Source organism: Streptomyces sp. Wb2n-11, assembly GCF_001049855.1.
Classification (GTDB): Bacteria; Actinomycetota; Actinomycetes; order Streptomycetales; family Streptomycetaceae; genus Streptomyces; species Streptomyces altiplanensis.
In genome coordinates, this window is record NZ_CVPB01000001.1 from 4,007,630 (window position 1) to 4,030,161 (window position 22,532).

Annotated in this window: 17 protein-coding genes and 1 pseudogene; 7 read left to right on the forward strand and 11 right to left on the reverse strand. The window is 71.1% G+C overall.

Annotation, left to right across the window (positions count from 1 at the left end; translation table 11 throughout):
- Window positions 1-34: 34 nt before the first annotated feature.
- From BN1555_RS18345 to BN1555_RS18365, 6 genes are all read right to left on the reverse strand, one after another.
- Window positions 35-1,348, reverse strand: a complete 1,314-nt coding sequence (locus BN1555_RS18345) for a wax ester/triacylglycerol synthase domain-containing protein (protein WP_176710071.1) — start codon at window positions 1,346-1,348, stop codon at window positions 35-37.
- A 113-nt stretch (window positions 1,349-1,461) separates the two neighbouring features.
- Entirely contained in the window at window positions 1,462-1,722 is a 261-nt protein-coding gene (locus BN1555_RS18350) for an acyl-CoA carboxylase subunit epsilon (RefSeq protein WP_107081089.1), read from the reverse strand.
- The gene (locus tag BN1555_RS18355; RefSeq protein ID WP_218058247.1) at window positions 1,719-3,263 is read right to left on the reverse strand and encodes an acyl-CoA carboxylase subunit beta; all 1,545 of its coding nucleotides are present in this window, start codon (window positions 3,261-3,263) and stop codon (window positions 1,719-1,721) included. The genes BN1555_RS18350 and BN1555_RS18355 overlap by 4 nt, the downstream gene beginning before the upstream one ends.
- Window positions 3,264-3,482: 219 nt before the next feature.
- A complete protein-coding gene (locus tag BN1555_RS18360; RefSeq protein ID WP_176710072.1) occupies window positions 3,483-3,845 on the reverse strand; it encodes a helix-turn-helix domain-containing protein in 363 nt (120 codons plus the stop codon).
- A gap of 300 nt (window positions 3,846-4,145) precedes the next feature.
- A complete protein-coding gene (locus BN1555_RS40420) occupies window positions 4,146-4,292 on the reverse strand; it encodes a hypothetical protein (RefSeq protein WP_255306080.1) in 147 nt (48 codons plus the stop codon).
- 2 nt (window positions 4,293-4,294) lie between these two features.
- Window positions 4,295-4,969 carry a helix-turn-helix domain-containing protein gene (locus BN1555_RS18365; RefSeq protein ID WP_093800394.1) on the reverse strand — a complete coding sequence of 225 codons (675 nt, stop codon included), beginning with the start codon at window positions 4,967-4,969 and terminating at the stop codon, window positions 4,295-4,297.
- A 453-nt stretch (window positions 4,970-5,422) separates the two neighbouring features.
- On the opposite strand from BN1555_RS18365, the gene BN1555_RS39020 reads away from it, so the two are divergent.
- On the forward strand, window positions 5,423-5,950 hold the full coding sequence (locus BN1555_RS39020; RefSeq protein ID WP_093800395.1) for a hypothetical protein: 528 nt from the start codon (window positions 5,423-5,425) through the stop codon (window positions 5,948-5,950).
- Between the two features lie 384 nt (window positions 5,951-6,334).
- Here BN1555_RS39020 and BN1555_RS39025 read toward each other — a convergent pair whose 3' ends face one another.
- Window positions 6,335-6,496: a hypothetical protein gene (locus BN1555_RS39025; protein ID WP_176710073.1), complete on the reverse strand. Its 162-nt coding sequence runs from the start codon at window positions 6,494-6,496 to the stop codon at window positions 6,335-6,337.
- 213 nt (window positions 6,497-6,709) lie between these two features.
- Entirely contained in the window at window positions 6,710-9,709 is a 3,000-nt protein-coding gene (locus tag BN1555_RS18375; protein ID WP_093800396.1) for an SARP-family global regulator AfsR, read from the reverse strand.
- 370 nt (window positions 9,710-10,079) lie between these two features.
- On the opposite strand from BN1555_RS18375, the gene BN1555_RS18380 reads away from it, so the two are divergent.
- The 6 genes and pseudogenes from BN1555_RS18380 (at window position 10,080) to BN1555_RS18405 (ending at window position 19,042) form a co-directional block, all read left to right on the forward strand.
- Window positions 10,080-11,648, forward strand: coding sequence for an APC family permease (locus tag BN1555_RS18380; RefSeq protein ID WP_093800397.1), 1,569 nt, complete (start codon window positions 10,080-10,082; stop codon window positions 11,646-11,648).
- A 259-nt stretch (window positions 11,649-11,907) separates the two neighbouring features.
- Window positions 11,908-12,522 (forward strand): annotated as a pseudogene (locus BN1555_RS40425) (LLM class flavin-dependent oxidoreductase); the annotation flags it as partial.
- Between the two features lie 418 nt (window positions 12,523-12,940).
- Window positions 12,941-15,595 carry a bifunctional FO biosynthesis protein CofGH gene (locus tag BN1555_RS18390; protein WP_093803484.1) on the forward strand — a complete coding sequence of 885 codons (2,655 nt, stop codon included), beginning with the start codon at window positions 12,941-12,943 and terminating at the stop codon, window positions 15,593-15,595.
- A 113-nt stretch (window positions 15,596-15,708) separates the two neighbouring features.
- Window positions 15,709-16,218: a hypothetical protein gene (locus tag BN1555_RS18395; RefSeq protein ID WP_093800399.1), complete on the forward strand. Its 510-nt coding sequence runs from the start codon at window positions 15,709-15,711 to the stop codon at window positions 16,216-16,218.
- Window positions 16,219-16,297: 79 nt separating this feature from the next.
- Entirely contained in the window at window positions 16,298-17,725 is a 1,428-nt protein-coding gene (locus tag BN1555_RS18400) for a flotillin family protein (protein WP_255306081.1), read from the forward strand.
- A gap of 201 nt (window positions 17,726-17,926) precedes the next feature.
- Window positions 17,927-19,042 carry an ADP-ribosylglycohydrolase family protein gene (locus BN1555_RS18405; RefSeq protein WP_093800400.1) on the forward strand — a complete coding sequence of 372 codons (1,116 nt, stop codon included), beginning with the start codon at window positions 17,927-17,929 and terminating at the stop codon, window positions 19,040-19,042.
- Window positions 19,043-19,086: 44 nt separating this feature from the next.
- On the opposite strand, the gene BN1555_RS18410 is transcribed toward BN1555_RS18405, so the two are convergent.
- The 3 genes from BN1555_RS18410 to BN1555_RS18425 all read right to left on the reverse strand — a co-directional run bounded on the left by BN1555_RS18410 (window position 19,087) and on the right by BN1555_RS18425 (window position 22,405).
- Window positions 19,087-20,649: a sodium:solute symporter family protein gene (locus BN1555_RS18410; RefSeq protein WP_093800401.1), complete on the reverse strand. Its 1,563-nt coding sequence runs from the start codon at window positions 20,647-20,649 to the stop codon at window positions 19,087-19,089.
- A gap of 503 nt (window positions 20,650-21,152) precedes the next feature.
- The gene (locus tag BN1555_RS18420; RefSeq protein ID WP_093800403.1) at window positions 21,153-21,362 is read right to left on the reverse strand and encodes a DUF397 domain-containing protein; all 210 of its coding nucleotides are present in this window, start codon (window positions 21,360-21,362) and stop codon (window positions 21,153-21,155) included.
- A gap of 185 nt (window positions 21,363-21,547) precedes the next feature.
- On the reverse strand, window positions 21,548-22,405 hold the full coding sequence (locus BN1555_RS18425; RefSeq protein ID WP_093800404.1) for a helix-turn-helix domain-containing protein: 858 nt from the start codon (window positions 22,403-22,405) through the stop codon (window positions 21,548-21,550).
- Window positions 22,406-22,532: the final 127 nt, after the last annotated feature.

Below are 22,532 nucleotides of genomic sequence, written 5' to 3' on the forward strand. Positions count from 1 at the left end.
GGAGAGGGCGGAGCGGGACCGTGGTGGTGGCGGGTCAGTACGTGAACAGCTGGTCCGGAGCGGCCGGTGTGTTCAGTGCGGCCGGTGCGTCCAGCGCGTCCAGCGCGTCCAGCGCTTCGCGCCACAGGGCCGCCAGCCGTTGCGCTCCAGGAAGCCTGCGGTCGTACAGGAAGCTCACCTGGACCCGGGAGCCGCAGGACAGCAGCGTCACGGACAGGGGATTGCCCGGCAGGAGCACACCGAGCGGGATCGCGTCCGTCACGGGATCGCCCTTGAAGCAAAGGTTCTTCGGCACGGTGTAGTTGGAGGCGTACAGCGGCGCCGAGCGGGGGCTGAGCAGGCGCCTGACGGTCCACCGGGTCACAGCGGACGGCAGCAGGGCGACGAAGGCCCTGCTGGCCGGCCGCAGACCGCTGGAGCGCATCCGGTGGGTGCTCTCGACGAGCTGGGCGAAAGCCTCGGCGGGCGGCAGTTCCCGGCCGGGGAGCATGACGGTCGCTGTGGTGAGGTGGTTGCCGACGGCCGTCTCCTCGCCCGTGTGGCGGGTGCTCAGCGGCATGCGCACCGGCACGGGGGCGGACCGGAACGCCGACCGTACGTCGTTGCTCTCGCCCGACGCGCTCCAGGCGGCCAGCGCACCCCACAGCGCCATGAGGAAGGCGTCGTTGACGGTGCCGCCGTGCTTCCTGCCCAGTCTGCTCAGTTCGTGCCAGGTGGCGCCGGTGCTGCACACGGCGAGGTGTCCGGGTCCGGGCCGGGGCGCCTTCGGCCACAGCCGGGCGGGCACCAGAGCGCGCGCCAGCCCCGCACCCACGCTGAGCGTCCCGCGCAGCAGCTCCACGGGCCCCGCGGTGAACAGCGGACCGTTCCGCTGCTCGTCCTGTCGCGTCCGCCCCGGCTGCCGGGGGTCACCGAACAGGACGGTGGCGACGTGGGCCGCGCCCGTTCCGTCCTCCAGGCCGTGGTGGACCCGGTAGCACACGGCGTACTCCCCGACGGCGTACCCGTGGACGAGGTGGACCGACCACAGGGGGCCGGACGCGGGCAACGGCTGACGGGCCAGGACGCCGAGCGCCTCGTCCAGCGTGGTCCCGGCCGGGAGCTCCACCTCCCGCACGTGGTCGCGCAGGTCGAAGCCGGGACGGGGAGCGCGGGACGTCCTTCGCCCTTCGCTCCCCGCCCGGTGGGTCAGCCGGGAGAGCCGGGGCAGCCGGTCCGCCAGGTGGTCGTGCAGCACGTCCAGTGAAGGAGGAGTCCCGTCGAACCGCAGGAACTGGCCATGGACCATGCCGATGTTCCGGTCCATGGCGAGGAAGACCTCGTCGATCGGGTTGAGTGGGTGTTCCACGATCCGCTCCCAGTCGAATGCGTCGGAGAAGGCCGGCGGGAGAACAGGGGTCAGGGCGGGAGGCGCGCGTTCGGGGCGAACGGGTGCGGCTCCCCGGCCCTCGCGGGGCGCGGTCATGACGCGGGCCGGTCCGGTGCGGTCCGGCCCGGTGCGGGCTGTCCCGGCCGCGTACGGCCCCCGGAGCGCCAGGACCCGGCTGGGCGCGACCGGTGGCCGTCACCGCCCCAGGCCGCCCTCGCCGGACCCGGCGCCACGGCCGACCCGGCGCCGGGTCGCCCGGCCACGGTGCTCAGCACCGCGATGACGGCGGCCAGTTCGACGTCGTCCGGGCAACCCCGGACCACCTGGAGGCAGGTGCTCACGGCGCCTGTCACGTCGGCGGGTTGCCGTGCTTGCGCGACGGCAGGTCGGCGTCCTTGGCACGCAGCACACGCAGCGCCTCGACGAGCGCGGAGCGTGTGTGCGACGGGTCGATGACATCGTCGACGAGGCCGCGCTCGGCGGCGTAGTACGGATGCATCAGATCCGTCCTGTACTCCTTGACCAGCCGGGCACGGGTCGCCTCCGGGTCGTCGGAGGCGGCGATCTCCCGGCGGAAGATGACGTTCGCCGCGCCTTCGGCGCCCATGACCGCGATCTCGTTCGTCGGCCAGGCGTAGGTCAGGTCGGCGCCGATGGACTGCGAGTCCATGACGATGTACGCGCCGCCGTACGCCTTGCGCAGCACCAGCGAGATGCGCGGCACGGTGGCGTTGCAGTACGCGTACAGCAGCTTGGCGCCGTGCCGGATGATGCCGTTGTGCTCCTGGTCCACGCCGGGCAGGAAGCCGGGCACGTCGACCAGGGTGATCAGGGGGATGTTGAAGGCGTCGCAGGTGGAGATGTGCCGGGCGGCCTTCTCGGAGGCGTGGATGTCCAGTACGCCGGCCAGCACGGCGGGCTGGTTCGCCACGATGCCGACGGGCTGCCCGTCCATCCGGGCCAGCGCACAGATGATGTTGCCCGCCCAGCCCGCGTGCACCTCCAGCAGCTCCCCGTCGTCGACGATCTCCTGGATCACCGCGCGCATGTCGTACGGGCGGCTGCCCTCGGCGGGCACCAGGCCGACGAGCGCGTCGGTCCGCCGGCCGGCGGGATCGCCCGTGTCGAGCACGGGTGGCAGCTCCCGGTTGTTGGAGGGCAGCAGGGACAGGAGGTGGCGCACCTCCTCCAGGCACTCCTCCTCGTCGTCGTAGACGAAACCGGCGACGCCGGAGACCGTGCCGTGGACGTCCGCGCCGCCCAGACCGTTCTGCGTGATCTCCTCACCCGTCACGGCCTGGACCACGTCCGGCCCGGTGATGAACATCTGCGAGGTCTCGCGGACCATGAACACGAAGTCCGTCAGGGCGGGGGAGTAGGCGGCGCCGCCCGCGCACGGGCCGAGCATCACCGATATCTGCGGGATCACCCCCGACGCCCGGGTGTTGCGCCGGAAGATCCCGCCGTAGCCGGCCAGCGCCGAGACGCCTTCCTGGATACGGGCGCCCGCTCCGTCGTTGAGCGACACGAGCGGCGCGCCGGCCTTCACGGCCATGTCCATGACCTTGTGGATCTTCGCCGCGTGCGCCTCGCCGAGCGAGCCGCCGAAGATGCGGAAGTCGTGGGCGTACGCGAAGACGGTGCGGCCGTGGACCGTGCCCCAGCCCGTGACGACGCCGTCGGTGTACGGCCGGCGGTTCTCCAGGCCGAAGCCGGTGGCCCGGTGCCGGCGCAGCTGCTCGATCTCGGTGAACGAGCCCTCGTCGAAGAGGAGGTCCAGGCGTTCCCGCGCGGTCAGCCTGCCCCGCGCGTGCTGCTGTTCGGTGGCGCGCGAGCCGGGTCCCCGCTCGGCGTCCAGACGTGTGGCGTGCAGGTTGCCGACGCTGCCGCGCATGTCCGGCGGCGCGGCCTCGGGGGCGTGAGGAGGCGGAATGGGTGAGGGTGCCGGACTCCCGGTGGGAGCGGCGGGGCGGGCCGTCATGGGCGTGACCTTTCTCCGTCACCGTGAAGTGACGAGCGGAGGATTCATCGGAGCTGAATCCTCCGCAGGGTGCGTCCCGGAAAGTTCCTGGTGAATTCGGCCGGATCTCCGGCCGCTGTTTTCAGGAAAACCCTATCGAGCGCCCATTCGGTCGGGAACTGTACCTTGGTACAGGTGGCGATATGTGTGGGCGACGAGGCCGGCTTGTAACCTGGATTCAACACGTAATTTACTCAGTACCTGAGCCACGTGGAACTTGACGGTCCGCTCGGTGATGTCGAGGTATTGGGCGATGCTGCGGTTGGAATATCCCCTTCCGAGGAGCCCGAAAACCTCCGCCTCGCGCCGGGACAGCAGCGCCGCCCGGTCCGACGCCTGCTGCCAGAGCGGCAGTCCGGCATCGCCTTCGGCGGTCCGGCACGCGGCGCAGAGCACCGGCCCGGCCTCCCCCTCTTTCTCCTGCGCGTATGAACAGGTGCCTACGGTGCGGGTCAATTCAGCTCCCTCTGACAGCAGACCGAAGCTCTCGGCGCTCCGGTTCTCCGGCTCTCCGCCGTTCGAGTATCAACTGCCCGCAGTGGGGGCTGTCAAGAAAGATAATTCTTTCCCGCAGAGTGAGAATGCACAGGGCTCGGCCCTCCCGGCAGGCGAGAAACGGGCATCGTCTTTCGTCTGCCGAGAAAGCGGTATTTCCCGCTCCGTGAGAAAAGCAACTGTTCGGCCGAGGTAATGCGACAGCCAGGTTTCGACGTTATTGCGTGACCGGTCGGCAGGGCCGCGGCCGTCGCACGCGGTTCAGTAGGAGCTGGGGGTCTCGGACGACCAGGCGCCGCAGCCGCCCGTCTCGGTGAACGCGGCGGCGGCCCTCCTGAGGGGCTCGACGAGGCTGTCGGACCACTGCGGCACATCGGCCATGGGCTTGAGCACCAGGATGGACCCCATGATCAGCCCGTCCCAGAGGACCGGGGCCGCGCAGCCGCTCCAGCCCGCCGCGCACTCCTCGATCCCGATGGCGATCCCCTGCTCCCGCACGGTCTTGAGGGAGGCGAGCAGAGCCCCCTCGTCGCGGTACGCGCCCGGCCCGGCCTCGGGGGGAGCGGCTCGGCGAGGACGCCCTCCTGGATCACCTCCGGGAGGTGGGCGAGGATCGCCCGGCCGGAGGCACCCGTACGCAACGACTGGAAGATCACCAGCAGCGCGCGGTGGCTGAGGTTGAGTTCGGACAGGTCGGAGTCGCCGACAGCCATGTCCAGGCACTGCTTCCTGGCGCCACCGAAGGGAGCCACGGCGAAGAGGAACACGAGCCCCCCGCCGGTGTCCGCGCGCAGCTTCTCCAGCACGCCGTGCGCGACCTCGGCGTTGGGCGCGTGTGTGAGCGCCTTCAGGCCGAGGCGCGCGGCGCCGGAACCGAGCCGGTAGAGACCACGGCTCTCACGGAAGAAGATGCCGTCGTGGACGCCGGACTGCAGGATGCGGTGCACCGTGGAGTCGTCCAGTCCGGTCGCCTCGGCGAGCTCCCCGGGACCGTGCACCTGCCCCAGGAGCTCGGTGAAGGCCCGTTGGACCCGGAATACCCGGTTGGCGTGATTGCTTCCCCCTGTGCTGCCACCCTTTGCCATGTCCCCGTTCCCCGTTCCCCGTTGAGTACTACCTGGCACCAGGGCCGGCCGTGCCCGATGCCGCGATCAGTGTCAACTACCGACCATAGCCAGCCATTCCGATATGCCGGCGTGGAGCACCGGTCGTGTCCGGCCGTGGACGCGGCGTCTCCGGCCGTGGGCGCGGCGCCCTCGCCGTCGTCGCCGTCGGCGGCCGTGCGCGGTAGCGCTTCGAGGCCCCGGCGGCTTCCCGCGGTGGCGCGGAAACACCGGTGCGCGCACGCCCTGGTCGCGGCGATGGGCCGCACACCGGACACCCGCGTCCGACCCGCGTCCGACCTGCTCCCGGCCGGTGGCATCACGGTGTCAACGCGCCTGCAAACACATGTTTGCAGGCGCGTCCGGCACCGCACTAGGGTGACGTGCGCTTGTCAATCGAGCATCAGAATCTACGACTTCAACGGGGGTTGAAGCGTGCAGCTTCGCCATGTCCGCGCTGTCGCCGTTTTCGGTATCGCCGTCTTCGCACTGACCGGGGCCCGGGGCTCCGGCGGTGGCGGCTGCGACAACAGCAGCAGTTCGAGCAGTAGCAGTAGCAGTAGCAGTAGCAGTAGCAGTAGCAGCAGCGGCGGTTCGAGCTACGACGACGACTACTCCACGTCGGGCAGCTCCACCACGACCGGCTCCACCACTTCGGGGTCCGGCTCCAGCAGTAGAAGCAGGGACGTACGGATCGACTCCTGCGTGTACGACGTCTCCCGCGGCATGGTCGCCACCGTCAGCGCCACCAACAGCAGCTCGTCCCAGAACTACACCTACACCTTCACGGTCTCGTTCACCGGCCCGAGCGGCACGAGCCTCGGCGACCGCTACACCACCATGCCGATGGTGCTGGCGGGGGCGACCGACAAGCTCGACGTCGCCACCCCGTACGTTCCCGAGGAGGGCGAGACCTCCGGCGGCAGGTGCACCCTGTCCAACGTCGGGCGCGTCGTCTCCTGACGCCCGCACACCCGGCGCGCAAGCCCGCAGCCGTCCGGCGGATGCGCGATGACCTGCCGGTGGGGTGGGCGGAGTGCGGCTGCCCCCGACGGTCCGGAGCAGGGCTGCTCAGGCGGTGAGGACGGCACCGGGGAGTCCTTCCGGGCATGGAGCACGGGCGCGGACCCCGGTGACGGCCTCGCGGACAACGCGGCGCGGCCCCCGTCGGAGGTCGTGACGAACACGGCCAATGCCTGTGCGGGCACGGGCTGCTCGGCTGCCGCCGCGAGGCCGGCTGCGGCGGCGCCCCGGGGAGGCCCGGTCATGGCGGCCGCCGGACATGCGGCGGCCGCGGTGGCTCCCCCTCCACGCCACCGCGGCCGTTCCCCGTCAGGAAGGTCCTTGTTACGCAGGCTCGCTCGTGGCGTGGTTGTCCTGCGGGGCAGCAGCACCGCCACCCGTGCCTGCGGCGTGGTTGTCCATGGTGGTGATGGCGTCGTCACCCGTGCCTGTGGCGTGGTTGTCCTGCGGCTTGAGGACGGGCTCGGTCTTCTTCGTCTCACTCATGATTGTCTGCTCCCCTGTGTGACTGGCTCTGCTCGATGGACCGGCGATGCCCGCCCGGCTGTTCCCCCGTGGACTGCCGGACGGGCGTCTCAGGGCCGTTCACCTCAGTGCGCGGCCTTCTCCGGTGATCCGCATGCCCCCCGACGTGACGGATCGACAGGTACGAGCATGCCGGGCGGTGATAAACGTTCAATGAACGCCCTGCACGGGGCGTCAGGCGGTTGCCACCGGCGCCAGGAGCGACCGGACGTCGGCTGCTTCCGGTGAGTTCAATTCCTCGTAGATGGCAACGGCTTCGCGCCAGCAGACCTGGGCCCGGCCGATCTGTCCGACCTGATGAAGAGCGCGACCGAGGACGGTGAGTACATTGCCGCGCCGCCACTCTCCGCCGATACCTCGGAGGATGGCGAGTGCCTGCTCCGCCCTGGCGGCCGCCGCTGCCGGCCGGCACGCCGCCAGGTCGACCTCCGCGATTCGGAACAGCGTCATCCCCTCCCACAGGCGCTGACGACTGTCACGGAACACTTCCAGTGCCTCCATGAGCCTGTCCGTGGCATCGGAGAACTGTCCGGAGTGAGTCAGTGCCAGGCCGAGGGCGTACCGGCCGTTCGCGCCCCGGAGGGAGTGCCCCATGGAGTCGTAGATATCGATGCCCTGCTGGGCGAGGGCGACGGCGCTGGCTGTTTGACCCATCGCGAGGTGGACGCGTGACAGGTTGCACAGTGCACTGGCCTCGCCGGGACGGTTCTTGCCGAGGCGGAAATTTGCGATCGCCTGGTTCAGGTACCCCTCGCCGTCGGCGTGCCGGTTCTGATAGATCGCGATGATGCCCCTGTCGTTGGGGGCCCAACAGCTGGGGAGCGGGTCTCCTGCGTTCTCGGCAAGCAGCATCGCGCGTTGTGCGTCCTGATCGGCCTGGCCGAAGCGGCCGGCGACGAGGTGGACGTTGGTCAGCGCGGTGAGCGCGCGCCCCTCGGCACGCGCGTCGCCGCATGCCAGTGCCTTCTCGCGTACGGCCGTGGCCGCTGCCTCGTACTGTTTGGCGTTGGCGCCTGACTCGGCCAGGTCCTTGGCCGCCCACAGCAGGTCTACGGCCCGGCGGAGCATGCCTGGCTCGGAGGACTGCTGTACGCACGCCAGCAGGGAGTTGGCTTCGGAGTACAGCCAGTCCTGCGCGGTGTGACGGTCCGGAAACGCGAGGCCCGGAAACTCGGTGGGTTCAAGATGGTCGGCCAGCCGGTCCCCCGGCCGTTCCAGCGCGTACACCGCCGCCGCCGTCGCCAGGTAGAAGTCCAGCAGCCGGGACAGCGCCCGCTCGCGTTCCGCCGGGGGCTGTTCGTCGCGTTCCGCGCAGGCACGCGCGTAGAGGCGGACCAGGTCGTGGTAGCGGTAGCGGCCGGGGGCCGCCGATTCCAGGAGGGACGTGTCGACCAGGGACTCCAGGAGGTCCTCCGTGGCCTGGAGGGGCTGGTCCAGTACGGCCGCCGCCGCGGCCAGGGAGATGTCCGGGCCGTCCGCCAGGCCCAGGAGGCGGAAGGCGCGGGCCTGCTGCGGTTCCAGCTGGCCGTAGCCGAGCTCGAAGGTGGCCTTCACGGCCAGGTCGCCGGCCTGGAGTTCGTCGAGGCGGCGGCGTTCGTCCGCCAGTTTCGCCGCCAGGACCGAGACCGTCCAGGTGCGGCGGGCCGCCAGGCGGGCGGCCGCGATGCGGATGGCCAGGGGGAGGAAGCCGCAGGCGCCCACGACGTCCAGGGCCGCCTCGCGCTCGGAGGCGACCCGTTCCTCCCCCACTATCTTCGTGAAGAGCTGGAGGGCCTCCTCGGGGGACATGACGTCCAGGTCGATCAGGTGCGCCCCCGCCAGGTCCACCATCCGCGCCCGGCTCGTCACCAGCGCCGCGCTCCCCGTCGTGCCGGGGAGCAGGGGGCGGATCTGCGAGGCGTCCCGGGCGTTGTCCAGGAGGACCAGGACGCGGCGGCCGTCGAGGGTCGAGCGGTAGAGGGCGGCGCGTTCGTCCAGGGTGTCGGGGATGGCGGTGTCGGGGGTGCCCAGGGCGCGCAGGAACATGCCCAGGACCGTTTCCGGTTCCGCCGCACGCGAGTCCACGCCCTGGAGGTCGATGTACAGCTGGCCGTCCGGGAAGTGCGGGCGGGCCGCGTGGGCCACGTGCACCGCGAGGGTCGTCTTGCCCACGCCGCCGATGCCGGCCAGCGCCGACACCGCCATGACGCCGCTCTCGGCCGCGGCCAGGCGGCCGCCCAGCTCGCGTACGAAGGACAGGCGGCCGGTGAAGTCGGGCACGGTGGCCGGCAGCTGCGCGGGACGTACGACCGCCGGCGTGGCCGACGGCGGCGGTTCCACCGGGCGGGCCAGGTCCGCGTCGGCCGCCAGGATGCGCTGCTGGAGGTGGGAGAGCTCGGGGCGCGGGTCCACGCCCAGCTCGTCGGCGAGCAGGCGGCGGGTGTCGGCGTACACCGCCAGGGCCTCCGCCTGGCGGCCGCTGCGGTAGAGGGCGAGCATCAGCAGCTCGCGCAGGCGCTCGCGCAGGGGGTGCGCGGCCGTCAGCGCGGTCAGTTCCGAGATGGCCTCCGCGTGGCAGCCGACCTCCAGGTCCAGGTCGAGGCGGGTCTCGGTGAGCTGGAGCCGCCACTCCTCCAGCCGGGCGCGCTGGTTCTCGGCGTACGGGCCCGGGACCGAGGCCAGCGGTTCGCCGTCCCACAGGCCGAGCGCCTTGTTGATCAGGGCCCGGGCCCGGTAACGGTCGCCGGAGGCGCGGCACTTCTCGGCGTCGGCGGCCAGCTCCTGCGCGACGGCCAGGTCGAGGGTGCCGGCGCCCGCCCTGATCGCGTACCCGCCCGACTCGCTGACCAGGACCTCCGGGTCCAGTGCCTTGCGCAGTCTGGAGGCGTACGTCCGTACCGCGGCCAGCGCCTGTGACGGCGGGTCCTCGCCCCAGATGCCGTCGATCAGCTCGGCCGCCGTCGCGGTCCGGCCGTCGCGGAGCAGGAGGGCGGCCAGCAGGGCGCGCTGCTGCGGCGATCCGGTGCTGAGGGGTTCGCCGCCGCGCCAGGCGCGGACGGGCCCGAGCACGCTGAAGCGCACGGCGTCGCGCTGCGGGGGCCGGTCCTGGTGCCGGTTCTCGTGCCGGGTGCCCTCGCCGGGCTGCGGACCGGATGCCGGAGCCCGCTGCTCCGGTACCCGAGGTACGCCGTCCATCGCACTCCCCCTGCCTCTGCTGCCGCCGACGGTCTGCCCCACCGCCCAGTCGCAACAGTCAGTTTGCCTTGTCCGTGGCGAATGCGGCAGCACCGGAAGACGCCTCCCCATTACCTCCCCACCACCGGTCGCCCGCACCGGACGAACCCTCCGGAAACGCGTACGGGAAACTTTCGAATCGGGCAAAGTGGACAGCGTTGCGGTTTCCGCACCTCGGAAGTTCCTTTGATGGCCTACAAATATTCACCTTCTGCTCTTCATGGCCTTTGATCCGCAACCAATAGGCCGCTCAACGCCGTGGGAAGCAAGGATCTTTGGAGTGGAGTCAAGTGCTCCGGATATGGAAAACGCACCGGTTAACGTCCCGTTTATGACTCAGGTGGATGCCCGGCCCCAGGCCGGAGACACGGTGAGGGGCGTCCGCGCCCCGGACGGCGCGGCCGTACGCGACAAGGGCCTCAGCAGTAAGTCCGTCGGGCTCATGGGCAGTGCCGTCATCGGCATCTCCACGGTCGCCCCCGTGTACTGCCTCACCTCGACCCTCGGTTCGACCGCGGGCGAGGTCGGCCTGCAGATGCCGGCCATCTTCCTGGCCGGCTTCCTGCCGATGCTGTTGGTCGCCTTCGCGTACCGCGAGCTCAACCGCGCCATGCCGGACTGCGGCACCTCCTTCACCTGGACGGTGAAGGCGTTCGGGCCGCGCGTCGGCTGGATGTGCGGCTGGGGCCTGGTGATCGCGACGATCATCGTCCTCTCGAACCTCGCGGGCGTCGCGACCTCGTACTTCTGGCTGCTCGCCGGACAGCTCACGGGCAGTGACGCGATCAGCGCCCTGGACGACAACAAAGCCGTCCACATCCTCACCTGCCTCACCCTGATCGCCATCGCCACGGCCATCAGCTACCGGGGCATGACCGCCACCAAGGGCGTGCAGTACGCCCTGGTCGGCCTCCAGCTCGTGGTGCTCGCCATCTTCGTCGCGATGGCCTTCCAGAAGGCCGGCAGCGGCACCTTCGACACGGGCCTGGACTTCTCCTGGTCCTGGATGAACCCGTTCGCCGTCCAGTCCTTCGCCGCCTTCACGGCCGGCCTCTCCCTGTCGATCTTCATGTACTGGGGATGGGACGCCTGCCTGACCGCGAACGAGGAGACCACCGGCAGCACCAAGACGCCGGGCCGCGCCGCCCTCATCGCGATGCTCGTCCTCGTCGCCTCCTACCTGGCCACCGGCATCGCCGCCCAGATGGCCGTCGGCTCCGGCGACAAGGGCCTCGGACTCGCCAACCCGGAGAGCTCCGACAACGTCTTCGCCGTTCTCGGAGAGCCCGTCATGGGCCTCGTCCTCGGCGTCTTCCTCTCGCTCGCGGTCTTCGCCTCCGCCGCCGCCAGCCTCCAGACGACCTTCATCCCGGTCGCCCGCACGGTCCTGGCCATGTCCGCGTACGAGGCGCTCCCGGCGTCCTTCGCCAGGGTCCATCCGCGCTTCAAGTCCCCGGGCCGCGCGACGGTCGTCGCGGGCGTCGGCACCGGTGTCTTCTACTCGGTGATGACCCTGCTCAGCGAGAACGTGCTGATCGACACGATCTACGCCCTCGGCCTGATGATCTGCTTCTACTACTCGATCACCGCGTTCGCCTGCGCCTGGTACTTCCGCCGCGAGCTGCTGGGTTCCGCCCGCGACTTCGTCCACAAGGGCCTGTGCCCGGTCCTCGGCGGCATCCTGCTGACCGGAGTCTTCGGCAAGACCCTGTACGACATGTGGGACCCGGCGTACGGCAGCGGCTCCGCGGTCGGCGGCGTCGGCTCGGTCTTCGTCATCGCCGTCGGACTGCTGCTGCTCGGCGTCGTGCTGATGCTGGTCATGCAGCGCCGCAGCCCGGCGTTCTTCCGCGGCGAGGTGCTGACGAAGGAGACCCCGGCGCTGGTTGTCGAGGACTGACCCCGCGGAGTCCGCCCGGCCGGGCGGCGCACCGACGACGTACCCGAGTCATGACAGGCCCGGGGAGCCGGACCCGGCTCCCCGGGCCTGTTCCCGTGTGCGGTGGGGGTGCCGTGTCACACGCCTCCTGGCCGCATCAGGCCCAGGCGGGAGAGCGAGCCGCTGACCGGCGAGCCCCTGGCCCCGGACCTCGTCGGCACCCGGCCGGCCGGGAGGGCCGCACGGACCTGATCGGCACCCCGCAGCGGCCGGCCGCACGGCCGCCGCGGTCACCGAACGGCTCGGCCTGGGCGCCGGCACCACCCTGGTCGCCCAGCACGACCCGATCGACCTGGCCAAGCGGGTCGCGACCCTGGACCACCTCTCCGGCGGCCGCTTCACGCTCGGCGTCGGCCACGGATGGAACCGGGAGGAGGCCGCGGACCACGGCGTCGAGTGGCGCACGCGCCGCGAGCGGACGCGGGACCGGAGGGCGCTGATGCGGGCGCTGTGGGCGGCGGAGCCGACGGCGTACACGGGCGGAACGGCGTCCGTACGGGCGTCCTGGGCCTACCCGAAGCCGGCCGGCGCCGCGCCCCGCACGCTGATCGGCGGCGGCGCCGGTCCCCAGCTGTTCGCGCACGTCGCCGAGTACGCGGACGGATGGCTTCCGGTCGGTGGCCGGGGCCTGGGGGAAACGGTGCCGGTGCTGCGCGAGGTGTGGGAGAAGGCGGGCAGGCTCCCGGAGGACCTCCAGGTGGTTCCGTACGCGGTGATCCCCAGTCCGGGCAAGCTGGCGCACTACGCGGACCTGGGCGTCACGGAGGTGGTGCTGCAACTGCCGCCCGCGGCCGAGCCGGAGGTCCTTCGCGTACTCGATGAGTACGCCGCGTTTACCCGAGCGACGGCACGCTTTTCGCCGCGGCCCCCTGTGCCCGGTGGCCGGGCGCCGCTACCTTGGCCTCTTCGGCATGGACCGCGCCCGGCCGCACGGCCGGACCTCGGGGGAGAGGCAACGCACATGCAGAGAAGCCCGTTCAGCATCGTCGCGATCGTTTTCGGTGCGGTGGCACTGTTCTTCTGCCCGCCGCTGTTCGGCGTCCTCGGCCTGGTCTTCGGCGGGATAGCCAAGTCCAAGGACGAGCCGCTCGCCGTGACGGGTCTGATCGTCGCGGCGATCGGACTGGTCGTCGGCATGATCCTGGGATTCGTCGTCTTCAGCTCGATGTCGGCCCCCTGACCGGTGCTCCCGGCACCGCCGCCGGGCCCGGGCGCAACGGTCCGTGCCGGTGCGCGCTCGTATGCTCGGACGCATGACGACGAGCGCACCGCAGGCAAACGGGAACGGCCACCAGGACGGGAACGGCTCCGGGAACGGTCGCGGTGCCGGAGCAGGACCCACCGCCAACAGCATGCGGCGCGCCCTCAGGCGTGCGCGGGACGGGGTCGCGCTCGACGTCGCCGAGGCCGCCGTACTGCTCCAGGCGCGCGGCGACGACCTCCAGGACCTCGCCGCCTCCGCCGCGCGGGTGCGCGACGCGGGACTGGAGGCCGTCGGCCGGGCCGGGGTCATCACGTACTCGCGCAAGGTGTTCATCCCGCTGACGCGGCTGTGCCGGGACAAGTGCCACTACTGCACCTTCGTGACCGTTCCCGGGAAGCTGAGGCGCGAAGGGCACGGGATGTTCCTGTCGCCCGACGAGGTGCTGGACATCGCGCGCCGCGGCGCCGAAACGGGCTGCAAGGAAGCCCTGTTCACCCTCGGCGACCGGCCCGAGGAGCGGTGGCCCGAGGCGCGGGAGTGGCTGGAGGCCGAAGGGTACGACGACACCCTCGCGTACGTACGGGCCATGGCGATCCGGGTGCTCGAGGAGACGGGGCTGCTGCCCCACCTCAACCCCGGTGTCATGTCGTGGACCGACCTCCAGCGGCTCAAGCCCGTCGCCCCCTCCATGGGCATGATGCTGGAGACGACCGCCACCCGCCTGTGGGCGGAGCCCGGCGGACCGCACCACGGCTCCCCCGACAAGGAGCCCGCCGTGCGGCTGCGCGTGCTGGAGGACGCCGGCCGCTCCAACGTCCCCTTCACGACCGGGCTCCTGATCGGGATCGGCGAGACGTACGAAGAGCGGGCCGACGCGCTCTTCGAGCTCCGCAAGACCGCCCGCGCCTACCACGGCATCCAGGAAGTCATCGTCCAGAACTTCCGCGCCAAGCCGGACACCGCCATGCGCGGCATGCCCGACGCCGAGCTGGAGGAGCTGGCCGCCGCCGTCGCCGTGGCCCGCCACATCCTGGGGCCGAGCGCCCGCATCCAGGCACCGCCCAACCTCGTCGACGCGGAGTACGCGCTCCTCATCGGCGCCGGCATCGACGACTGGGGCGGCGTCTCGCCGCTCACCCCCGACCACGTCAACCCCGAGCGTCCCTGGCCGCACATCGACGAGCTGGCCGCCAGGACCGCCGCCGCCGGCTTCGAGCTGCGCGAACGGCTCACCATCTACCCGGAGTTCGTCCGGCGCGGCGAGCCCTGGCTCGACCCCCGGCTGGTCCCGCACGTACGGGCGCTCGCCGACCCGGAGACCGGGCTGGCGCGCGAGGGCGTGCGCCCGCGGGGACTGCCGTGGCAGGAGCCCGACGAGGGCTTCACCGCGACCGGCCGCACCGACCTGCACCGCACCATCGACACCGACGGACGCGCCTCCGACCGCCGCGACGACTTCGACGAGGTGTACGGCGACTGGGACGCGCTGCGCGAGGCCGCCGCCCCCGGCATGGTGGCCCAGCGCATCGACACCGACGTGCGGCAGGCGCTGCGGCAGGCCGCGGACGATCCGACGAAGCTGAGCGACGACGAGGCGCTGGCGCTGCTGCACGCGGACGGCCCGGCGCTGGACGCCCTGACCCGGATCGCCGACGAGCTGCGCCGTGACGTCGTGGGCGACGACGTCACGTACATCGTCACGCGCAACATCAACTTCACCAACGTCTGCTACACCGGCTGCCGTTTCTGCGCCTTCGCCCAGCGGCGCACGGACGCCGACGCCTACACGCTGTCGCTGGACCAGGTCGCCGACCGGGCCCAGCAGGCGTGGGAGGTCGGCGCGGTCGAGGTGTGCATGCAGGGCGGCATCCACCCCGACCTGCCGGGCACGGCGTACTTCGACATCGCGCGCGCCGTGAAGGAACGCGTCCCGGACCTGCACGTGCACGCGTTCTCGCCGATGGAGGTCGTCAACGGCGCCACCCGCACCGGCATGTCCGTCCGGGACTGGCTGACGGCGGCGAAGGAGGCCGGGCTCGATTCGATCCCCGGGACCGCCGCCGAGATCCTCGACGACGAGGTGCGCTGGGTCCTCACCAAGGGCAAACTGCCGACCGCCACGTGGACCGAGGTCGTGAAGACCGCGCACGAACTGGGCATCAGGTCCTCGTCGACCATGATGTACGGGCATGTCGACCAGCCGCGCCACTGGCTCGGCCACCTGCGCACCCTGGCCGCCATCCAGCAGGCCGCGCTGTCCGAGAACGTCGGCGGCTTCACGGAGTTCGTGACGCTGCCCTTCGTCCACACCAACGCGCCCGTCTACCTGGCAGGCATCGCCCGGCCCGGCCCGACGGACCGCGACAACCGTGCCGTCACCGCCATGGCCCGCCTCCTCCTCCACCCCCACATCACCAACATCCAGACGAGCTGGGTGAAGCTGGGCGCGGAGGGCGCGGCCGAGATGCTGCGCTCCGGCGCCAACGACCTCGGCGGGACGCTGATGGAGGAGACCATCTCCCGGATGGCGGGGTCCGGCTACGGTTCGTACCGCTCCGTCCAGGACCTCGTCGCGATCGCGGACGCCGCGGGCCGCCCCTCGAAGCCGCGCACGACGCTGTACGGCGACGTACCGCAGGAGCGGCAGCGGGCGGCGGCCGCGTCGGACGGACACCTTCCGGAGTTGCTTCCGGTGCTGGAGTGAAGCGGCATTAAGGGAGCGTAAAGATTGCCGGAACCCGGCAATGTTTCCTCCCGGTCACGCATGAGACGATCCCTTCTGTTCAACAGATCGGCGCGCACGGGGGAGGGCAGCGGATGACTGTTTTTCTTGGTCTCGGCATTGCGGGGATCGTGCTGCTGGCTCTCTCGCTGATCTTCGACGGGATTCTCGAAGGGCTGTTCGGGGGAGTCCTCGACGGCCTCTTCGACGGCCTGCTCTCGCTGCCCGTGATCGCCGGGTTCCTCTCGATGCTCGGCTTCGGCGGCGCCATCATGCTCGGCACCACGGGGCTCGGGGTCGGCGCGGCCACGGCGGTCGGGATGGCGGCGGGGATCGCGGCGGGCTGGCTCGTCTGGAAGTTCAGCCGTGCGCTGATGCGCGACCGGACCGACGCCACCCCGCGCGGTACCGACCTCGTCGGCACCGCCGGGTCCGTCGTGACCGCGATCCCCGCCGACGGGTACGGCGAGGTGATGCTGCGGCTCGGCGGGCAGCCGGTCAAACTCGCGGCCCGGAGCGAGGTGCCCGTCGCGCGGGGCGCCGAGATCTGGGTGGAGGCGTCCCTGTCGAGCACCTCGGTCGCGGTGCGCCCCGTCGAACGCTGACACCGCCGCGCGCCGCCCCACAGTCCTGCGTACCACTCCAACTGCTGCCGTCCCCTGGGAAGGCAGGGGGGAATTCCTCATGAGTCCAGTCATCGTCGCCGTCGTGGGAGTCGTCGTACTCCTCGTCCTGCTGGCCCTTGTCGTCGTCACGCGCTACAAGGTCGCCGGCCCCAGCGAGGCCTTCATCATCACCGGCCGCCGCGGCAAGACGTCCACCGATCCGGTCACTGGCCAGACCTCCACCGACAACAGCGGCCAGAAGGTCGTCGTCGGCGGCGGCGTCTTCGTCGTGCCGTTCGTCCAGCAGAAGTTCACCCTGGACCTGTCCAGCCGGCACATCCCGATCTCCGTGCGCGGCGCCGTCACCCTGCGCGGTGTGAAGGCCAACCTCGAAGGCGTCGCGATCGTCAAGGTCGGCGGCAGCGAGGACGCGATCCGGGCCGCCGCCCAGCGTTTCCTCCAGCAGCAGGACGGCATCGTCGGCTTCACGCAGGAAGTGCTGTCCGGTGCGCTGCGCGCCATCGTCGGCCGCATGTCGGTCGAGGACATCATCCGCGACCGGGCCGCCTTCGCCGGGCAGGTCGCCGAGGAGGCCGAGGCGAGCCTCTCCGGACAGGGCCTGATCCTCGACGCCTTCCAGATCCAGGACATCACCACCGAGGGCTCCTACCTGGAGGACCTGGGCCGCCCCGAGGCCGCCCGCGCCCGCCAGGAGGCCGACATCGCCGAGGCCATCGCCAAGCGGGCCTCGGAGCAGGCCCGGCTGAAGGCGGCCGAGGAGATCGCCATCGCGGAGCGGACCTTCTACCTCAAGCAGGCGGAGATCCGCGTCGAGACCGAGGCCGCGGCCGCCAAGGCCAACGCCGCCGGCCCGCTCGCCGACGCCGCGCGCCAGCAGGAAGTCCTCGCCGAGCAGGAGAAGGTCGCCGAGCGCCAGGCGGCCCTGACCGACCGCGAGCTCGACACGAAGGTCCGCAAGCCCGCCGACGCCGCCCGTTACCAGGCCGAGCAGGAGGCCGAGGCCCGGCGTATCGCGCAGGTCAAGGAGGCCGAGGCGGAAGCCGAGCGCGCACGCCTCACCGGTGAGGGCGAGAAGCTGCACCGCGCGGCGCTCGCCGAGGCCGTACGGATCGAGGGCGAGTCGGAGGCCGCCGCCATCGCCGCGAAGGGCTCGGCGGAGGCCGAGGCGATGCGCAAGAAGGCCGACGCGTTCGCGCAGTACGGCGACGCGGCCGTCCTCCAGATGCTCGTCGAGGTGCTGCCGCAGGTCGTCGCCAAGGCGGCCGAGCCGATGAGCGCCATCGACAAGATGACCGTGATCTCCACGGACGGCGCGAGCCAGCTGTCCCGTACGGTCACCGACAACGTCGCCCAGGGCATGGAGCTGCTCAGCTCCGCCACCGGGGTCGACCTCGCAGAGCTGCTCAAGGGCGCCACGCAGCGGGGAGCGAGGCAGGCCGCCACCGAGCAGGCCGGGGCGAACGGCAAGATCCAGGTCACGGACTGATCCGCGCGGCACGGCCTTCCTCGCCGGAAGGGCTGGAACCGAGCCCTCCGGCGAGGGGGGCCATGCCGCCGAGCCGCGGACCGCCTGCCCCCTGAACACCTTCTTCCCCTTCGGTTACAGTGCTGCGCCGGACGCCGGACGCCGGACGCCGGACGCCGGACGCCGGACGGCAGGTGTCGGCCACAGGGAAGGGCAGAAGCGGTGAGCGCACCAGTCACATCCGTATGGGGCCGTGCCGAGCAGCAGGACTTCCGCAGCCGGGTACGCGGCTGTCTGCTCGGCGGCGCCGTGGGCGACGCGCTCGGCGCCGGCGTGAGCGCCCTGAGCCTGGACGGGATACGCGCGGCCCACGGTGCCGACGCCGTCACCGACCTCGTCCCCGCCTACGGCAGACGCGGCGCCGTCACCGCCGGCACCCAGCTGACGCTCTTCACGGTCGACGGCCTCATACGGGCCCAGGTGCGCCGCGACACCGGCGCCTGGCACCCGCCCACCGACATCCACCGCGCACACCTGCGGTGGGCCGTCACCCAGCGCGACTGGGGCCCGGACGAACGACGCGAGGACAGCGGCTGGCTCGCCCGCGAGGAGTGGCTGTACGCCCGCCGCGGCCCCTCCCGCGAGTGCCTGACCGGCCTCGCCGACGAGACCATGGGGACCCTCGAACGTCCCAGGAACCCCACGGCCCGCGACTTCGGCGCCGTCACCCGCTCCGCGCCCTTCGGGCTCCTCGTCGGGTGGGACCCCCAGCTCGTACTCCAGCTCGCCGTCGAGTGCGCCGCCCAGACCCACGGCCACCCCGCCGCGTACCTTTCGGCCGGGGCGTTCGCCGTCATCGTGCACGGCCTGGCGCGCGGCGAGAGCCTCGACGCGGCCGTCCAGCGGATCCTCGCCCTGCTCGCCGCGCGCCCGGGGCACCAGCCCGTCACCGACGCCCTCAAGCACGCCCTCGGCGCCGTACGCCAGGGGATCCCCTCCCCGGCGCGCGTGGAGTCCCTCGGCGAGGGCCGTACCGCCGAGGACGTCCTGGGCGTCGCCGTCTACTGTGCCCTCGTCGGCGAGGACGTCCGCCACGGCCTGTGCCTCGCCGTCAACCACGGCGGAGCCTCCGAGGCGACCGGCGCGCTGTGCGGCAGCCTGCTCGGCGCCCTGCACGGCGAGACCGCGCTGCCGCCGGGGTGGCTCGCCGAGCTGGAGGGGCGCGGCACGGTCCTCGAACTCGCCGACGACTTCGCGATGGAGATGACCCAGGGCCCCGCCCTGCACGGCCCCGCGGTCAGCGCCCCCGGCTGGCTGATCCGCTACCCGAGGGCCTGAGCACGTCCGTACTCCGGCCCCCGGGCCCGCCCCTGCTCCTGGCCTCAGTCGGCCGCGCCTTCGCGTGCCTTCGCGTCCCCGGCGGCCGCCGGAGCCGGGACCGCCGCGCCCGCGACCGGGCCGTCGCCGTCGTCGTCCGAGTTGATGCGCGCGAGCACCGCGTCGCGCTCGGGGGTGTCCTCCGGCTTGACGAAGCCGATCAGGATGTACAGCACCAGGGAGACCGCGAGGGGCACCGACACCTGGTACTGCGTCGCGACGCCGTCGATCCCGTAGTTCAGCAGCCAGAAGGCGAACAGCCCGCACGCCCAGGAGACCAGCGCCGCCGTCGGACCGGACCTGCGGAACCGGGGCAGCAGCCCCAGCATGAACGGGATCGCGATCGGCCCCATCAGCCCCGCGACCCACTTGATGACGACCGTGATGATGTCCTTGAACGCCGGCGAGTTCACCTGGGTCGCGATCGCCATCGACAGTGCCAGGAACGCCACGGTCGACAGCCGCGCGGCCACCAGACCGGTCCGCTGGGACCAGCCGCGCGCCTTCTGCGACAGGGCGGGTGCGATGTCGCGGGTGAAGACCGCCGCGATGGCGTTGGCGTCCGAGGAGCACATGGCCATGGTGTGCGAGAAGAACCCGACGATGACCAGGCCCAGCAGGCCGTGCGGGAGCAACTGCTCGGTCATCAGGGCGTACGAGTCGGACGCGTCCGGCTTCTGCGCCTCGACCAGCAGTGGCGCGCACCACATGGGGAAGAAGAGGACCAGCGGCCACACCAGCCACAGGATCGCGGAGAGCCGGGCGGAGCGGGTGGCCTCACGGGCGGTCGCCGTGGCCATGTAGCGCTGGGCCTGGTTCCACATGCCGCCCGAGTACTCGAAGGTCTTGATGAAGAGGTAGGCCAGCAGGAACATCAGGGTGAAGTCGCCGGTCAGCGGGTCGTTGTGGCTCTCGGGGAGCTTGTCCCACACCGTCCACAGCGAGCTGAACCCGCCGAGCTCGGCCATCACCGCGAACAGCATCGCGAGACCCGCGAAGAGCTGGATGACGAACTGCCCGAGCTCGGTGAGGGCGTCGGCCCACAGCCCGCCCACGGTGCAGTAGATGCCGGTGACGACGCCGGTGATGAGGATGCCCTGGTTGAGCGAGAGGCCGGTGAAGACCGACAGGAGGGTGGCGATCGCCGCCCACTTGGCGCCCACGTCGACGATCTTCAGCAGGACACCGGACCAGGCGAGAGCCTGCTGGGTCGAGATGTTGTAACGGGTCTTGAGGTACTCCAGCGGCGAGGCGACATGCAGCTTCGACCTGAGCCGGTTGAGCCGGGGGGCGAACAGGCTCGCCCCGATCGCGATACCGATCGCGATGGGGAACGACCACGTCACGAAGGACGTGACGCCGTACTTGTACGCGATGCCCGCGTAGCCGGTGAACATGACCGCGCTGTAGCCGGACATGTGGTGCGAGATGCCGGAGAGCCACCACGGCATCTTTCCGCCGGCGGTGAAGAAGTCGCTGACGGTCTCCACGCGTTTGTGGGACCAGACGCCGATCGCGACCATGACGCCGAAGTAGCCGATGAGCACGGCCCAGTCAAGACTGTTCATGCCCCCTCCAGGGGTCCGCCTTATGCTGCATGCTGCGTTCAACTGAATGAACCGGATCGTGCTTCGTCAGTACGTTCCATTGGCGGAGTCCCCGTGCGGGAGCGGGGACTTCGGGGATTGAATCGCTCGACGCGGGGGCCGGTCAAGACTTTCTTCGGTCAGGAATGTGAACGCAGGACACAAAGCAGAACGTCTTTACCTTCCCTTGACCCTCTGGGCGGTTGTCGTGAACGCGGCGGCGGCCACACCATGGGCGGGCGCTTCGTCAGGCGCCGTACACAGAGCCCGGATACGCGAACGACCGCACGGGATGCGGGTCCCGTGCGGTCGGAAGAGGGAGGAGAGCGAGGAGGGGGAGGAGACGCATGGCTGCCGCTCCGGCGTGCCCGGAGGTGAGCGGGTACGCCAGAGCCCCCTCGGCCAGGACGGCGAACCGGTCGAGAGGGCTCACTGCGGTCTTGCTCCGCGCGCCTTGACGGCGCGTCGTGACCGGCGCGGGCCGGTCAGCCGAGGTCGAACGTCCCCTGGCCGACGCCGCCCACGAACGTGGTCCAGGACCCGGGGGCGAAGGTGATCGAAGGGCCCTCGGGCACCTTCGAGTCCCGCACCGCGACGGCGTGCGTGACGGGGGACTTGACTTCTACGCACGCGCCGTTGCCGCCGGAGTACGAGGACTTCGTCCAGGTGTCCGTAGCGCCCTGATGGATTGCCATGTTCGCTCCGATTTTGCTGGTCGTGGAGTGAGACACCAGCGTGCTTGCCGGCGGGAGCGACGCTACTCGCGAACGCCCCCGCCCGAAGCGGCCGTTCACTCGACCGGATGGCATATCCGATGAGGGCCTTCCGCTGCGGGACGGCCAAGGTGTACGGTTCCGATTCCTCCGGCGGGCCCTCTGGTTCAGCGGGCGTACTCCTTCGCGATGTCCGCGATGAACTGCCGCGAGGCCTCGACGTTCAGCGCCTGGGCGCGCAGATGCTCGTACATCACGCTGTACTTCTGGACGTCGTTCGCCTTCTCCAGGTAGAGGTCGCTCGTGACCCCCTCGATGTAGACCACGCTGGAGTCCGCCGCGTCCGGGAACTCCAGGATCGCGTAATGACCGCTGATGCCGGGGTGCGCGCCCATGTCGAACGGGAGTATCTGGACCGTCACATGGGGGAGCTGGGACTGCTCCACCAGGTGCTCCAGCTGCTCCCGCATCAGCTGCCTGTCCCCGACGACGCGGCGCAGCGCGGCCTCGTCGATGACGGCCCACAGGCGCAGCGGCTGCTCGGCGGAGAGGACGCGCTCCTGCCGGCGCAGTCTGACGTTGACCCGCTTCTCGACGTCGCCGGCCGCCGTCTCGGGCAGCGCGCCGGTGATGAGCGCCTCGGCGTACCGGGGGGTCTGGAGCAGGCCGGGGACGATCTGGGGGTCGTACACGCGCAGTGAGGCGGCGTCCGTCTCCAGGCCGATGTAGACGCTGTACGGGATGTCGCCGAAGGCGTGCCACCAGCCCTGCTGGCGGGAGTCCTTGGCCATCTGCATCAGCGAGTCGACGATCCGGTGGTCCTCGACCTCGTACACCCCGCACAGGTCGCGCACGTCGCGCTGGCTGATGGAGCGGCGGCCGTTCTCGAGGCGGCTGATCTTCGACTGGGAGACCAGCAGGCGCTCCGCGACCTCCTCGGCCGTCATGCCCTTGAGCTCGCGGAGCCGGCGGAGCTCCTGGCCCAATCGGCGTCGCCTGACGGTGGGGTTGACGTTGGACGCCACGGGAACTGCACCTCCGGCTGAGTGCGTTGTGCGTATGTACGGCTGTACCGCTTGCACGCTCTACTGCTCAGCAGACTGCCACCATTGCTCGCCGCCGCGCTGGGAAATGACCACAAGCGGTGCCGAC

What these genes read in the sequence shown, in the direction of transcription:
- BN1555_RS18420 (WP_093800403.1), bottom strand. Translation starts at nt 21,362, where the DNA reads ATGGCAATCCATCAGGGCGCTACGGACACCTGGACGAAGTCCTCGTAC.
- BN1555_RS18380 (WP_093800397.1), top strand. Translation starts at nt 10,080, where the DNA reads ATGACTCAGGTGGATGCCCGGCCCCAGGCCGGAGACACGGTGAGGGGC.
- BN1555_RS18365 (WP_093800394.1), bottom strand. Translation starts at nt 4,969, where the DNA reads ATGGCAAAGGGTGGCAGCACAGGGGGAAGCAATCACGCCAACCGGGTA.
- BN1555_RS18395 (WP_093800399.1), top strand. Translation starts at nt 15,709, where the DNA reads ATGACTGTTTTTCTTGGTCTCGGCATTGCGGGGATCGTGCTGCTGGCT.
- BN1555_RS18375 (WP_093800396.1), bottom strand. Translation starts at nt 9,709, where the DNA reads ATGGACGGCGTACCTCGGGTACCGGAGCAGCGGGCTCCGGCATCCGGT.
- BN1555_RS18355 (WP_218058247.1), bottom strand. Translation starts at nt 3,263, where the DNA reads ATGCGCGGCAGCGTCGGCAACCTGCACGCCACACGTCTGGACGCCGAG.
- BN1555_RS39025 (WP_176710073.1), bottom strand. Translation starts at nt 6,496, where the DNA reads ATGAGTGAGACGAAGAAGACCGAGCCCGTCCTCAAGCCGCAGGACAAC.
- BN1555_RS40420 (WP_255306080.1), bottom strand. Translation starts at nt 4,292, where the DNA reads ATGGGGTCCATCCTGGTGCTCAAGCCCATGGCCGATGTGCCGCAGTGG.
- BN1555_RS18400 (WP_255306081.1), top strand. Translation starts at nt 16,298, where the DNA reads ATGAGTCCAGTCATCGTCGCCGTCGTGGGAGTCGTCGTACTCCTCGTC.
- BN1555_RS18410 (WP_093800401.1), bottom strand. Translation starts at nt 20,649, where the DNA reads ATGAACAGTCTTGACTGGGCCGTGCTCATCGGCTACTTCGGCGTCATG.
- BN1555_RS18390 (WP_093803484.1), top strand. Translation starts at nt 12,941, where the DNA reads ATGACGACGAGCGCACCGCAGGCAAACGGGAACGGCCACCAGGACGGG.